This window comes from Kaistia defluvii, from assembly GCF_040548815.1.
GTDB classification, from domain to species: Bacteria; Pseudomonadota; Alphaproteobacteria; order Rhizobiales; family Kaistiaceae; genus Kaistia; species Kaistia defluvii_A.
The window spans coordinates 2,188,372-2,201,312 of record NZ_JBEPSM010000001.1 but is presented as its reverse complement, the minus strand read 5'-3'; the positions used below and the strand labels follow the sequence as shown (position 1 = coordinate 2,201,312).

General features: G+C 66.4%; 11 protein-coding genes. 1 reads left to right on the top strand and 10 read right to left on the bottom strand.

What is annotated here, in order from left to right:
- Window positions 1–103: 103 nt before the first annotated feature.
- From ABIE08_RS10360 to ABIE08_RS10325, 8 genes are all read right to left on the bottom strand, one after another.
- On the bottom strand, window positions 104–694 hold the full coding sequence (locus ABIE08_RS10360) for a protein-S-isoprenylcysteine O-methyltransferase (protein WP_354550793.1): 591 nt from the start codon (window positions 692–694) through the stop codon (window positions 104–106).
- 9 nt (window positions 695–703) lie between these two features.
- Complete coding sequence (locus tag ABIE08_RS10355) at window positions 704–1,936, bottom strand: lipase (RefSeq protein WP_354550791.1); 1,233 nt, start codon at window positions 1,934–1,936, stop codon at window positions 704–706.
- Complete coding sequence (locus tag ABIE08_RS10350; protein ID WP_354550789.1) at window positions 1,933–2,886, bottom strand: sugar kinase; 954 nt, start codon at window positions 2,884–2,886, stop codon at window positions 1,933–1,935. Before ABIE08_RS10350 ends, ABIE08_RS10355 begins: the two co-directional genes overlap by 4 nt.
- Before the next feature lie 83 nt (window positions 2,887–2,969).
- Window positions 2,970–4,145, bottom strand: a complete 1,176-nt coding sequence (locus ABIE08_RS10345) for an iron-containing alcohol dehydrogenase (RefSeq protein WP_354550787.1) — start codon at window positions 4,143–4,145, stop codon at window positions 2,970–2,972.
- Between the two features lie 143 nt (window positions 4,146–4,288).
- Complete coding sequence (locus tag ABIE08_RS10340; RefSeq protein ID WP_354550785.1) at window positions 4,289–5,692, bottom strand: aldehyde dehydrogenase family protein; 1,404 nt, start codon at window positions 5,690–5,692, stop codon at window positions 4,289–4,291.
- A 30-nt stretch (window positions 5,693–5,722) separates the two neighbouring features.
- Window positions 5,723–7,087, bottom strand: coding sequence for a glutamine synthetase family protein (locus ABIE08_RS10335; protein ID WP_354550784.1), 1,365 nt, complete (start codon window positions 7,085–7,087; stop codon window positions 5,723–5,725).
- 186 nt (window positions 7,088–7,273) lie between these two features.
- Window positions 7,274–8,854, bottom strand: coding sequence for an amino acid permease (locus ABIE08_RS10330; RefSeq protein WP_354550782.1), 1,581 nt, complete (start codon window positions 8,852–8,854; stop codon window positions 7,274–7,276).
- A 194-nt stretch (window positions 8,855–9,048) separates the two neighbouring features.
- On the bottom strand, window positions 9,049–9,867 hold the full coding sequence (locus ABIE08_RS10325; RefSeq protein ID WP_354550780.1) for an N-formylglutamate amidohydrolase: 819 nt from the start codon (window positions 9,865–9,867) through the stop codon (window positions 9,049–9,051).
- A 167-nt stretch (window positions 9,868–10,034) separates the two neighbouring features.
- On the opposite strand from ABIE08_RS10325, the gene ABIE08_RS10320 reads away from it, so the two are divergent.
- Window positions 10,035–10,874 carry a MurR/RpiR family transcriptional regulator gene (locus tag ABIE08_RS10320; RefSeq protein WP_354550778.1) on the top strand — a complete coding sequence of 280 codons (840 nt, stop codon included), beginning with the start codon at window positions 10,035–10,037 and terminating at the stop codon, window positions 10,872–10,874.
- Between the two features lie 292 nt (window positions 10,875–11,166).
- Here the strand turns inward: ABIE08_RS10320 and ABIE08_RS10315 are convergent, their stop codons facing one another.
- A complete protein-coding gene (locus tag ABIE08_RS10315; RefSeq protein WP_354550776.1) occupies window positions 11,167–12,549 on the bottom strand; it encodes an FGGY-family carbohydrate kinase in 1,383 nt (460 codons plus the stop codon).
- Between the two features lie 8 nt (window positions 12,550–12,557).
- A complete protein-coding gene (gene rhaM / locus ABIE08_RS10310) occupies window positions 12,558–12,920 on the bottom strand; it encodes an L-rhamnose mutarotase (RefSeq protein ID WP_436409516.1) in 363 nt (120 codons plus the stop codon).
- Window positions 12,921–12,941: the final 21 nt, after the last annotated feature.

Below are 12,941 nucleotides of genomic sequence, written 5' to 3'. Positions count from 1 at the left end.
GCCGCCGAAGCCTTGCCGATCGAGACGCCCCATGCCTCGGCTGGATGGATCCCGGGTCAAGCCCGGATGACGGCGAGGGTGGTAATCCTGATCGGCTAACCCTTTAATAAATATACGGGATCAGCCGCGCGGTCTTGCTCGCATAGTCGCGATAGACGCCGCCGAACGTGTCCAGCATCAGCTTCTCTTCCTTCTTCACGCGGAAGAAATACAGTATGCCGACGCCGACGATGCCGGCGAGGCCGACGAACCAGTTCTGCAGCAGAAGCGCCTGCGCGATCGCCATCAGCCAGAACGACACATACATCGGGTGGCGGACATAGTGATAGACGCCGCTCGTCACCAGCGTGTGCTTGGCGCGGATCTCCAGCGTCGCCGACCAGTTGTGGCCGAGATCCTTGTGGCTGCGATAGAAGAACCAGAGATAGGCGATGACGGCGACGATGCCGGCATAGGCGACGGCGGGCGAGAAAGGCAGGTTGGCGCCTCTCGGCGCGCCCATGCCGGTCAGCGCCCAGAAGCCCGGAACCAGGCCGAGGCCGACCACCGAGATCGCCACCAGCGTCTGCTGGCCGCCGCGATTGCGGGAATCGACGATCGCATGCTTGCGGGCGCGGCGCTGGTGGGGAAGGCGGATGATGAACCAGATCACCAATCCGGCGACCCAGCACATCGTGGCGGCAAATTGCGTCATGTCGTCCCCTCAGGCTTCCGTATGGTTCCGCGCCGCCGGCTTCTCGGCCAGGGAGAAGCGCTCGCGCAGGACCATCGGACCACAACAAATCTGGAAGAAATCATAGAAGTAGCGGCGCGTGTTTCCCATGACGAACTGATAGTGCACACGGAAAAGACTGTTGCGGATGCGGCTGTAATCGGTCGGCTGCAGCATTTCGCGGATGCGCACATTGAGCACATGCGGAAAAACCCGGTCCGGCGAGGGCTCGAGCCGCATCAGCCTGGCGGGGTCGGTCCGGTAGAAATTCACCACATCGGTCAGGGTCTGGAATTCCAGCCAGTCGACGCCATCCTCGGCCTGCAGGCGCTGGACCCGGGCGCGAAGCTGCTTCGCCGCTGGGTGCAGGCCGAGCTGCAGCACGCAGGACCCGACCGTCATCACCGAGATCGGCAGGTCGCGCCGGGTGATTTCCGGATCGAGCGAGAGCGCCCGTTCGAGCGCCTCGAGCGCGAAGACGCTGCCCTGGCTGTGTCCGATGATCAGCAGTTCGTCGAGCCCCGGCTCGGCCGCGACGGTGACGATTTCGCGGGCGAAGCGGTCGACGCGCGCTTCCATGTCCGGTCTGCCGCCGCGCATATATTCGCCCATGAAGACGCGCGCATCGAGCAGGTGGCTGACGAACCAGCGGTTTCCGGGCCATCGCATCAGCCCGACATAGACGAGCACGCCGACAATGGGCGCCAGCCAGGGAGCGAGTGGGTGATCGATGCGCAGAACGAGCGCAGCGGCCATTCCGGCGGCGATGACGAACAGCAGCGAAAAGAAGAAGGGCGCGACGAAATAGAGGCCGAAGCGCCAGGCGGCGAGGAAATAGCGAAAGATCGTGCCGGAGACAAGGAAATCGGCCAGCAGCCCGAGGGATAGCGGGATGCGCTGCCAGATCGGCCGGGCAAAGTCGCCTTTCACCAGGTCATCCCAGGCGAGCAGGCGAAAATCGGTCTCGACGGTCCAGCCGTCGCCCCGGGTCTCGATCTCGGTGCGCCAGACATGGCCATCCGGCGACGGACGGGCCGGGGTCGGCGTCGCCTCGACATCCCAGGTGGTGCGAAAATGGCCGAGTTCGCGCGCCTGACGGGCGAAGAACTTTTCCGGCGCAACGGGATCGTAGCCGCCAAGATAGAGCACGCAGCGACGAACCGGGCGTCCGGCCGTCGTCGAGGGCTCCCGGAGGGGAGCGTTGGCCAGATCGCCTGTCGTCATTTTCGGTTGAGGAGCGCCGCTTCGACGTCGCTGCGCGTCGGCATTGGCGCGACCGCGCCATAGCCTTCGGTGGCGAGGCCGGCCGCCGCATTGGCGTAGCGCGCGGCGGCGAAGGCGTCCTTGCTGCGCAGATATTCCGTCAGGAAGGCGCCGTCGAACGTGTCGCCGGCGCCGGTGGCATCCACCGGCTTTACCGCGATTGCCGGGATGACCATGCGCTTTTCCTTCGTCGCGACCAGCGCGCCGTCGGCGCCCAGCGTCACGATGACGATCTTCGGGCCGAGGCCGAGATAGAAGTCGGCGATCTTGTCGGCGTCCTTCTCCCCGGTCAGCTCGAAGGCGTCGTCGGAGCTGGTCTTCAGGATATCGGCGAGCGCTGCCGCGGCATGGATGACGGCGCGGGCGCGCTCGATCGGCCAGAGGCGCAGGCGCAGATTGGTGTCGTAGGAAACCAGCACGCCGGCTTCGCGCGCGGTCTTCAGCGCCTTGAAGACGAGGTCGGCGGCCTGCGAGGAGATCGCCTGGCTGATGCCGGAGGTGTGGATCACCTTGGCGCCGCGAATGTAACCTAGCGACAACTCTTCCGGCGTCATCCGGCTCGCGGCCGAACCGGCGCGGCGATAGGAGAAGACATGGCCCTCGGGGCCGTGGGTCACGAAATAGATGCCGGTCGGCGCGGCGGGGTCGATCTTGACCGCGCTGAAATCCACGCCTTCCTTCTTCCACAGATCGAGGAAGGACTGGCCGAAATTATCCGCCCCGACGGCCGTCACATAACCCACCGATGCGCCCTGGCGGGCGGCCGCGATCGCGCAGTTCGACGTGTCGCCGCCATGCCCCGGCAGGAACGCTTCGGAGCCCTTGGCCTGATTGAGTTCGAACAGGGGTTCGCCAATACAGACGATGTCAGGGCTCTGGGTGACAGGGCTCTGAACGGTAGGGCTCGGCATTGACGTTTCTCCGGACGCGAATGGTGCCCTTCATGGCGTGTCACGCGCGGCGGTGCAAGACCACGCCGCGCGTGCAGTCGCTCTCAGAGCTTGCCGTTGATTGCGTTCCGGAACAGGAGATCATAGTCGGCGGCGGTCACGGCGATAGGATTGCCGCCGGTCGAGGGGTCGAGCTCTGCCATGCGGGCCGCTTCCGGCAGCACGGTTTCATCCACGCCGATTTCCTTCAGCGTGTGCGGAATGGCCAGTTCCTCGCGAATCGCCAGCACCCAGTCGACGAAGCTCGACGCACTCTGGCCGGGCAGGTCGAGATAGCGGGCGGCGGCCGCCAGCTTGGCGTCGATCGCCTGGGCGTTGAAGGCGAGCACATAGGGCATGACGACGGCGTTGGTCAGGCCGTGATGCGTACCGCGCAGGCTGGAGCTCGGATGGCTCATGGCATGCATCGCGCCGAGGCCCTTCTGGAAGGCGACCGCGCCCATCGACGAGGCGATCAGCATCTGCGAGCGCGCCTGGAGGTCGTGTCCGTCCTTCACGGCCTTGGGCAGCCAGTCCTTGACCAGCCGCATGCCTTCGAGCGCGATACCGGCCGACATCGGGTGGAAGAACGGACTGCAGAACGCCTCCAGCGAATGCGACAGCGCGTCCATGCCGGTCCAGGCGGTGATCTTGGCCGGCAGGTCGACGGTCAGCTCCGGGTCGGAGATGACGATCTTCGGCAGCATCAGCGGATGGAAAATGATCTTCTTGGTGTGGTCGGACGGATCGGTAACGACCGAGGCGCGGCCGACCTCCGAGCCGGTGCCGGCGGTGGTCGGAACGGCGATGATCGGGGCGATGCCCTTCGGGTCGGCGCGGGTCCACCAGTCGGCGCGGTCCTCGAAATCGAACACCGGCCGCGTCTGGCCCGACATGAAGGCGATGGTCTTGCCGATATCCATCGCTGAGCCGCCGCCAAAGGCGACGACGCCGTCATGGCCGCCGGCCTTGTAGACGGCGAGGCCCTCATCCAGATTGGCCAGCGTCGGATTGCCGTCGACCTTGGAGAAGACGGCGTATTCGACCTTGGCCTCGTCGAGGATCGCCAGCGTCTTCTTCACGATCGGCAGTGCCACCAGGCCGGGATCGGTGACGAAGAGCGGCTTCTTCATGCCGGTCGCCGTTAGTGCCGCCGGCAGCTCGGCAATCCGGCCGGCGCCGAAGCGGATGGCGGTGGGATAGGACCAGTTCGCGTTCAGCGAGGCGTAGTTGTCGAGCATCTCGGGATCCTTTGCTTCACCTCCCCCTGAGGGGGAGGTCGACGGCGAAGCCGGTGGGAGAGGGTTTAGGGAGGTATCCGGATAGGGCGTAAACCCTCACCCGGCCCTGTGGGCCGACCTCTCCCACAGGGAGGTGAAGTGACTTAGTCGGTCTTGGTGCGAAGGTGAAAGCTCTTCGGCCGGGTCAATTGCTCGTAGCCGACCTGTGACAGGCTGGCGCCGCGACCGGTTGCCTTGACGCCGGTCCAGGCGAGCGCCGGATCGACATAGTCGCAGCGGTTCATGAACACCGTGCCGGTCTCAATCCGGTCGCCGATCGCTTCCGCCGCGGCAAGGTCCTCGGTCCAGACCGCGGCGGTGAGGCCGAATTCGGAATCGTTCATCAGTTGGATGGCTTCCTCATCCGACTTGACCTTCATGATGCCGAAGGCCGGACCAAAGGTCTCTTCCGTCATCACCCGCATCGAATGGTCGACATCGACCAGCACCTGCGGGGCGAGATAGGGCGTGCCGGCCTTGGCCTCCGGGAAATGGCTGGGGTCGATCAGGCCCTTCGCGCCCTGGCGAATGGCTTCGTCGATCTGGCCCTGGATGAACGCAGCCGCCGAGGCGCGCACCACGGGTCCGAGCGTCGTGTCCGGATCGGTCGGGCTGCCGAGCTTGTAGGCGTTGACGGTGGCGACGACGCCCTCGACGAAGCGGTCATAAACCGCCTCATGCACATAGACGCGCTCCATCGCGCAGCAGGACTGGCCGGAATTGAAGAAGCCGCCATCGACGATGTTTTCGACCGCGAAGGCGAGGTTGACGTCGGGCCGGACATAGGCCGGATCCTTGCCGCCCAGTTCCAGGCAGGTGGCCGGGAAGTTCGGCGCACCCGCGACCGAGGCCATGATGTTGCGGCCGCCGGCGGTCGAGCCGGTGAAGCCGACCTGGTCGACGAGGCCGGAGCGGATCACCTTGTCGGTCGTCTCATGCGTCATGTTGACGAACTGGAACACGTTCGCCGGCAGGCCGCCCTTGGCGAAGGACGAGGCGAAATGCTCGGCCACCAGCGCCGTCTGGCTCGAATGCTTCATGACGACGGTGTTGCCGGCGAGGATGGCGGGCAGCACGGCATTGAGCGCCGTCATGTAGGGGAAGTTCCAGGCCGGCAGGTTCAGGCAGACGCCGAGCGGCTCGCGGCGGATATAGCGCTTGAAGCCTTCCTTCGGGCCGGCGTCGATATCGGCCAGCGACTTCGCCGCGATGGCGATCATGTAGCGGGCGCGCTCCTCGAAGCCGCGCATCTCGCCATGGCCATAGCGGATCGGCCGGCCCATCTGCCAGGCGATCAGCTCGGCCACCTTGTCCTTCTCCGCCACCATGGCATCGACGAAGGCGGTTGCCATCTTTTCACGCTCGGCGATGGCGACTTCGCGCCAGTCGCGCTGCGCCGCCTTGGCCTTTTCGAGCGTGGCCAGCACATCGGCTTCGGAAGCCAGCGGCCGCTCGGCATAGACCGAGCCATCGACGGGGGTGATGATCTTCAGGACGGGGGCGTTCATAGTTCTATTCCTCGCGGCGTTGGCGCGGACTCAATACCGCTCGAAGCCGCGCTGCAACTCCCAATCCGTGACGCGGCGGTCATATTCGTGCTGCTCCCAGCGGGCGGTGTGCAGATAGTGCTCGACCACCTCGTCTCCCAGGGCCGTCCGCAGTACCTTGGACCCGTCCAGCGCTGCGATCGCGTCGCGCAGCGTCTTCGGCACCTCGGGCAGGTCGGCGGCATAATAGGCGTCGCCGGCGAAGGCCGGTTCCAGCTCCAGCTTCTCGTCGATGCCGTGCAGGCCGGCCGCGATCAGGCCCGAGAAGGCGAGATAGGGGTTCAGGTCGGAGCCGCCGATGCGGCATTCGGTGCGCACCGACTTGCCCTCGCCGACGACGCGGAAGCCGGCGGTGCGGTTGTCGACGGACCAGACGGTCTTGGTCGGTGCGAAGGTGCCGACCTGGAAGCGCTTGTAGGAGTTGATGTAGGGGGCAAGGAAGGCCGTCATCTCGCCGGCATGGGCGAGGTGGCCGGCGAGCCAGGATTTCATGGTCGCCGACATGCCGAGCGGGTCCTTCGGATCGGAGAACAGCGCTTTCTTGCCGGAGGCATCCCAGAGCGAGGAGTGGATGTGCGACGAGGAGCCGGCGAGGTCGTAGCGCCACTTCGCCATGAAGGTGACGGCGCGGTTCTGGAGATGGGCGATCTCCTTGATGCCGTTCTTCATGATGACGTGCCAGTCGGCCATTTCGAGGGCTTCCGCATAGCGGATGTTGACCTCTTCCTGGCCCGGGCCCCATTCGCCCTTCGAGTTCTCGATCGGGATGCCGGCGCCCATCAGGCCGGTGCGGATGGCGCGCAGCAGCGGCTCGTTCTTGGTCGTCTGGAGGATCTGGTAATCCTCGATATTGTCGCCCATCGTCTTCAGGCCGCGCCAGCGCTTGCCGCTCGCGCTCTCGGTCGTCTCGTCGAAGGCGTAGAATTCGAGTTCCGAGGCGAAGAACGCCTTCATGTCGCGGTCGGCGAGCCGCTTCAGCTGGGCCTTCAGGATCGAGCGTGGCGCGTGCGCCAGGTCCTCGCCATGGTGGTCGCAGACATCGGCCAGCATCAGCGCCGTGCCCTCGAGCCAGGGAATGCGGCGCAGCGTCGAGATATCCGGCTTCAGGACGAAATCGCCATAGCCTTTCTCCCAGCTCGCCGCCTTGTAGCCGGGCACCGGCTCCATATCGATGTCGACGGTCAGCAGATAGTTGCAGGCGTGCGTTTCGTTGATGGCGCTGTCGAGGAAGAAGCGGCCGGTGAAGCGCTTGCCGACGAGGCGACCCTGCATGTCGGGGAAGGCGACGATCACCGTGTCGATCGTGCCGTCGGCGATTGCCGTCTCGAGCTCATTCAGCGTCAGGTTTCCGGCCATGGCAGTTCCTTGTTCGATCCGTCGAGCGCTTCTGCGTGCGGGCAGCCGGATCGGATCCGGCCACCCTCCAGCCCTTCGGGCCGGGGCAGGAAGCGGTGAGCCTCAGTGCCGGAGGCGGACCTCCGGGATGGCAGCATGCCGCTTGGGCGGGACCGGCCAGCGAGTGGGCCGCCCGGTCCGCAAGGTTCAGATCTCGCCAACCGCCTTTTCCGCCGCGGCGATTTCGGCCTGCCGCTTGGCGATGACGTCGCCGATCGGCGGGCCCTGGAAGCGGCGGTTCTCGAAGGCGAGCCAGATGATCGCCGTCAGCACCAGGAAGCCGATGGTGATGTAGAGCGCCCATTCGTTCGGCGGCTGAACGCCGATGAAGAAGATCAGCACCATAGAGATGATGGACAGGATCGCGAACAGCGAGAACAGCCCGCGCCCCATGTTCCACGGCCCCATCGCCGGCCATTTGGCCGTGCCATAGGCAAACAGGCCCAGCACGATCGGGATGACGAAGGAGAAGAACAGGAAGATGACCGTGCAGGAGACGACGATCGTATAGACCGGCGTGTCGCCGATCGAGACCAGCGACGAGCCCCAGACGAACAGGACCGCGAGGATCGCGCCGGTCCAGATCGCCGCGACTGGCGTGCGGAACTTCGGGCTCACCTTGGACAGCGCCCGCGAGGCCGGCAAGCCGCCATCGCGCGAGAAGGCGAAGATCATGCGCGACACCGAGGTGACCGTCGCCAGGCCGCAGAGGAACTGCGAGAGGAAGATCGCGATATAGAGGATGACCTTGATCGTCGGGTTCACCTGGACGTCCATCGCCCAGAAGAAGACGTTCCAGCCCTGCTTGGCGGCATCGTCCATGTTGGGCAGCATCAGCACGAACGAGCACAGCATGATGTAGCCGAACACGGCCGACCAGACGACCGACATCACCATGCCGCGCGGCACGGAGTGGGCGGCCTTCACGGTCTCCTCGGAAGTGTGCGCCGAGGCGTCGTAGCCGGTGATCGTATAGATCGGCAGCAACAGGCCGAGCAGGAAAACCCACCAGCCCGACACGGCCGGCCAGACCGGCGCGCCGGTCAGCGTGCCGTCGGCGGCCATCGTCGCCTGGCCGGAATAGTTGCCGAAGGTGAAGAGCCGGGCGAAATCATAGCTCGGCGCGGCGGCGAGGCAGACGATCGCGAGCGCCACGGCGGTGACGAAGATCAGATAGCCGGAGAAGTCGGTGAGCTTGGCGGTGAGGCCGATGCCCATGTGGTTGATCAGCGCCTGCGCGCCGGTCAGCACGGTGAGGAACAGCACGCGTGAGGTCGTCGTGTCTTCCCAGCCGAAGGTAGGGCCGAAGGCGCCGACGAAGAAGTAATAGGTGCCGACATTGATGGCGCCGAGCACGGTGACGAGGCCGAGCAGGTTGAACCAGGCGGTGACCCAGCCGGTGAAGCGGTTGCCGAGGATCGAGCCCCAGTGATAGAGGCCGCCGGCGGTCGGATAGGCGGAGCTGATCTGCGCCATCGCCAGCGCGAAGACGCCCGAGATCAGGCAGCCGACCGGCCAGCCGATGCCGATGCCGGCGCCGCCGGCGCCCGACGTCGCCTGGGCGAGCGAATTGATGCCGCCCGAGAGAATGCAGATGATCGAAAACGAGATGGCGAAGTTCGAGAAGCGGCTCATCCGCCGTTCGAGCTCCTGCGCGTAGCCCATGGAATGGAGGACATGGATGTCCGCCTTCTTGTCGCTGTCGGAATACCCCTCGCGATGGCTCATCAAGTGCTCCCGTCTCTGTTGCCCGTCCGGCCGCAGCCCGGCTGCGTCTCGGATCGGATGAAGTTCCCCTTTGTTCCGTGCCGGGCGGCGGTATCCGCTCGGGTAGTTTCGGGCTTTCGGTCTGCGCCGTTCGGCCCGCCCTGCTTCCTGCTTGTTCTTGTCGTTCGCCGCCGCGGAGGACGGCGTTGTCTCCCTTAGTCTTCCTGCGCCGGTGAAAGGCCGAGCGCGGCGGCACTTTCGAGGAGCGCGTCGCCCAGCCGCTCGACCCAGGCCGCGACATCGGTGGCGCTCTCGACGAGATCGTTGCGAACCTCGATCATGACGTGCGGCAGGCCGCGGTCGAAGCCGTGCCGGCGGATCGTGTAGTCGACATTGTCGCGCGCCGAATAGGGCTCGTCGTCGCCGACCACCAGCGCGGGATCGCGCCGGAGCGCCGACAGCATCGCCTCGGCAAAGCTGCGCTCGCCGCTGGAAATGATGCCGACATGCCAGGGCCGCGACACGCCGCGATAGACCGACGTGAAGGAATGCAGCGTGACGATCACGCTGGGCTTCCCGGCTGCGATGCGCGCCTCGACGAGTTCGTCGATCGCGGCGTGGAACGGTGCCCAGATCGCGTCGACGCGCTGCTGCCGCGCATCCGGACCGAGATCCTGGTTTCCGGGGATCGCGGTATCTTCCGACAGCGTGGTGATCGCGTCCGGCAGGCCCGGCTCGCGGTTGCAGTCGATGACGAGGCGCGAATAGCTCTGCAGGATCGCCGGGCCGCCAAGCCGGGCGGCGAGGCCCAGCGTCATCGCGGCCGCGCCGGGATCCCAGGCGATGTGGCGCGTCAGCGCCTCGGCCGGCAGGCCGAGGTCGCCGAGCGCCTTCGGAAGGCGGTTGGAGGCGTGTTCGCAAAGGAAGACGAAGGGGCCGCCGGCGCTGTCCTGGAGATCGACCACGGGCGGCTCGTCGCTCGCGAGCAAGGGTGCTGCCGCCTCGTCTGCCGCGCCTGCCAAGCCATCCGCCATGACCCGATCCCCCGATCGCCGCGCCTGATACCGGCGCTGCGACATCGTTCGACTCCCCGATGCCGCCTAACTGAAATATACGTTACAGGGTGGGTGTGGCGCGTCAATTCTGAAATGCAGGCGTCAAATGCCTTCCGATGCGGCAACAGGGGCGGCGGCAGAGCGGCATGAACAGCGGGAATGGGGCTTCGATCGCCGAGCAGATTCGGCGCGATCTCGGGCGGCTGACGCCAAATGAACGTCGCGCGGCGCATCGCCTGCTGGCCGAATATCCGATGGCGGGGCTCGATACGGCCGCCCGCTTCGGCGAGGCGGCGGGCGTCAGCGCGCCGACCGTGCTGCGGATGATCGCCAAGCTCGGCTTTTCCAGCTATGGCGCCTTCCAGGACGGGCTGAAGCAGGAACTGGCGGCGCAGCGCGCCACGCCCCTGACCAAGGGCGGCATCCGGCCGGCCGGCGATCCGCTCGATGCGTTCGCGCTGGCCGCGATCGCCAATCTCCGCGCCACGGCGGAGAACGTGCCGCGCGAGGAATTCGACGCCGCCGTGCGGCTGATCGCCGATCCCCGACGGCCGCTGCATCTGCTGGGCGGCCGTTTCACCGATGCGATCGCCGCCTATATGGCCGCGCATCTGCGCGTGCTGCGGCCGCATGTCCAGCATATCGAGGGCCAGCCGGCGGCCTGGTTCGACCGTCTGCTCGACATCGGCAAGCAGGACGTGATCGTCCTGTTCGACATCCGGCGCTATTCCGACGATCTCGTCGTCTTTGCCGAGCGTGCGGCCCGGCAGGGGGCGCGGATCATCCTGATCACCGATCCCTGGCTTTCGCCGATCTCCAAGGTCGCCCGCCATGTCCTGCCGGCGCATGTGCCGGCACCGTCGGTGTGGGATTCGAGCGCCGGCCTGCTGCTGCTCGCCGAGGCGCTGACGGCCGCCGTGGCCGAGCAGAGCCGCGTGGCCCGCGACCGGCTGGAAGCGCTGGAACGCCTGCGCCGGGGCGAGTGAACGCGGGGGCTTCTTTTACCTCTCCCTGAGGGAGGCTTCGCATAGCCGCGAAGATCTTCATTCGAAACTTCAGCGCGTGGGAGCGTTCGTCGCCCCGGCGAAGGCCGGGGCCCATAACCACCGGCCCAGAAAACCCTGGCAAGCCTCTCTTCGGCAGGCCTGCGGGTATGGATCCCGGCCTCCGCCGGGATGACGGCCTTGGCATTTGGCTAGGTTGGGAAGGGCCTCCTTAGCCTGTCGAGGATGGTACTCCCTCAGGGAGAGGTGAAGGACGCCAAGCTTCCCCCGCTTTTTACTCCGTCGTCTCGCGCCAGGCGGTCGCGTAGGCCGTGAGGTCGTGCGCGAAGGGCGGGGCGGGATCGGCGTCGGGGAGGCCGGGGCCGACGCCTTCCGGGCCCTTGGCGAGCAGCGCCGCGCCTTCGGTCGTGCCGGTCGCGTCGGTGCGGGCGACCACGGGGCGGCCGACGATGCTGGTCAGCGCCGACAGGAACAGCGCGTTGCGCGAGATCGGCCCCTCGACGACGATTGGGCCGGCGGCGCCTGTCAGCTGCAGGCAGGTCTCGGCGGTCAGCGCGCAATAGAGGCTCGCCGCCACGATCCTCTCGCCCGGCGTCAGCGACCCTGGATCGTGGCTCCAATGCCCCTCGCGGAAGGCGAAGGGGCCTGTGCCGGGCGCGAAGGACGGCAGCGCCATGATCCGCTCGTTCACGACGCGGGCAATCTCCGCCTCGGTCGGAACGGCCTTCGAATCCCCGGTCAGCAGCGAATATTCGCGTCCCGCCATGAAACGGGCCGAGGGCACCGCGCGGCCGAGCGCATCGACATTGGCGAGGCAGTCGCGCGCCGGGTCGAGATCGGCGATCGAGCCGCCGACGGCGAACAGGATCAGCCAGGTGCCGGTCGAGATCACCGAGAACGGCGCGCGGCGACGCAGGACATGCGGCAGCAGGCTGGCATTGCTGTCATGGATGCCGGCGACAACGCGGCAATCGGCCGGCAGGCCCGTCCTGGCGGCGAGTGCCGGCAGGAGCGTGCCGGCGGTGTCCCAGGGATGCACTATCGGCGGGAACAGTTTCGACCAGCCGCGATCATCGGCGAGCCGCGAGAAGGTGCCGGCCTCCGGGTTCCAGAGGTCGGTATGGCAGCCCAAAGTCGTCGGCTCGCTGACCGCGACGCCGGTCAGCCGCCAGACCCAGTATTGCGGATAGAACAGGATCGTCTTCGCTCGGCCGAAGGCGGAAGGATAGGTCCGCTCCTGCCAGAACAATTGCCGGCCGACATTGAGGCCGCCCGGCAGTTCCGGCGACAGCGTCTCCCAGAACGCGCCGCGCAGGGCGCGGTAGGCCTCGGCGACGGAATCCGGTCCCTTGAACTCATAGTCGAGGATCGGCATGACGAGGTCGTCGCCGTCGGTGACGGCGATCGCCGCGCCATGGGTGGTGGTCGAGATGCAGCCGACCGCCGCCTGGCCGGCGAATTCCGCCAGGCCCTCCAGGATCCATTTCCAGATCCGTTCGACGTCGAAATGCGGGTACAGCCCCTCGGTCAGGACCTCGTTGGCGGTGGTGCGGATCGCGAGGATCGCGCGCGTCTCGTCATCGACCAGCGCCAGCTTGGCGTTGGTCTTTCCGATATCGAGGACGATGGTGGCCTTGGGGAGGGAAGCGTGGGGCATGGAACCGGTCACGGCATGTGGAAGACGGTTTCGAGCGGCGTCGCGATCGGCTCGTTATCCGGATGCGACGCCATGATATCCGCCATATGCGCCCACCAGCGCTGCATGACCGGATGGCCGGGCAGGGCGTCCATGCCGTGATCGTCGGTGCGCCAGAGCACGGCGAACAGCGTCGAGGTCTCGCGGTCCAGATGGATCGAATAGTCCGAGACGCCGGCTTCCTTCAGCAGGGCCGAAAGCTCCGGCCAGATCTCGTCATGGCGGCGCTTGTATTCCGCTTCCTGGCCCGGATGGAGCTGCATCTTGAAGGCGTATTTCTGCACGGGGATCTCCTGGACGGATCGCGGGACGTCTCCGCGCGACCATAACATTTCAGAGCCGGATGGGTGATG

Excerpts from the sequence above, each read along its gene's own strand:
- ABIE08_RS10360 (WP_354550793.1), bottom strand. The coding sequence starts at position 694 with ATGACGCAATTTGCCGCCACGATGTGCTGGGTCGCCGGATTGGTGATC.
- ABIE08_RS10335 (WP_354550784.1), bottom strand. The coding sequence starts at position 7,087 with ATGGCCGGAAACCTGACGCTGAATGAGCTCGAGACGGCAATCGCCGAC.
- ABIE08_RS10315 (WP_354550776.1), bottom strand. The coding sequence starts at position 12,549 with ATGCCCCACGCTTCCCTCCCCAAGGCCACCATCGTCCTCGATATCGGA.
- ABIE08_RS10320 (WP_354550778.1), top strand. The coding sequence starts at position 10,035 with ATGAACAGCGGGAATGGGGCTTCGATCGCCGAGCAGATTCGGCGCGAT.
- ABIE08_RS10350 (WP_354550789.1), bottom strand. The coding sequence starts at position 2,886 with ATGCCGAGCCCTACCGTTCAGAGCCCTGTCACCCAGAGCCCTGACATC.
- ABIE08_RS10355 (WP_354550791.1), bottom strand. The coding sequence starts at position 1,936 with ATGACGACAGGCGATCTGGCCAACGCTCCCCTCCGGGAGCCCTCGACG.
- rhaM (WP_436409516.1), bottom strand. The coding sequence starts at position 12,920 with ATGTTATGGTCGCGCGGAGACGTCCCGCGATCCGTCCAGGAGATCCCC.
- ABIE08_RS10345 (WP_354550787.1), bottom strand. The coding sequence starts at position 4,145 with ATGCTCGACAACTACGCCTCGCTGAACGCGAACTGGTCCTATCCCACC.
- ABIE08_RS10340 (WP_354550785.1), bottom strand. The coding sequence starts at position 5,692 with ATGAACGCCCCCGTCCTGAAGATCATCACCCCCGTCGATGGCTCGGTC.
- ABIE08_RS10330 (WP_354550782.1), bottom strand. The coding sequence starts at position 8,854 with ATGAGCCATCGCGAGGGGTATTCCGACAGCGACAAGAAGGCGGACATC.
- ABIE08_RS10325 (WP_354550780.1), bottom strand. The coding sequence starts at position 9,867 with ATGGCGGATGGCTTGGCAGGCGCGGCAGACGAGGCGGCAGCACCCTTG.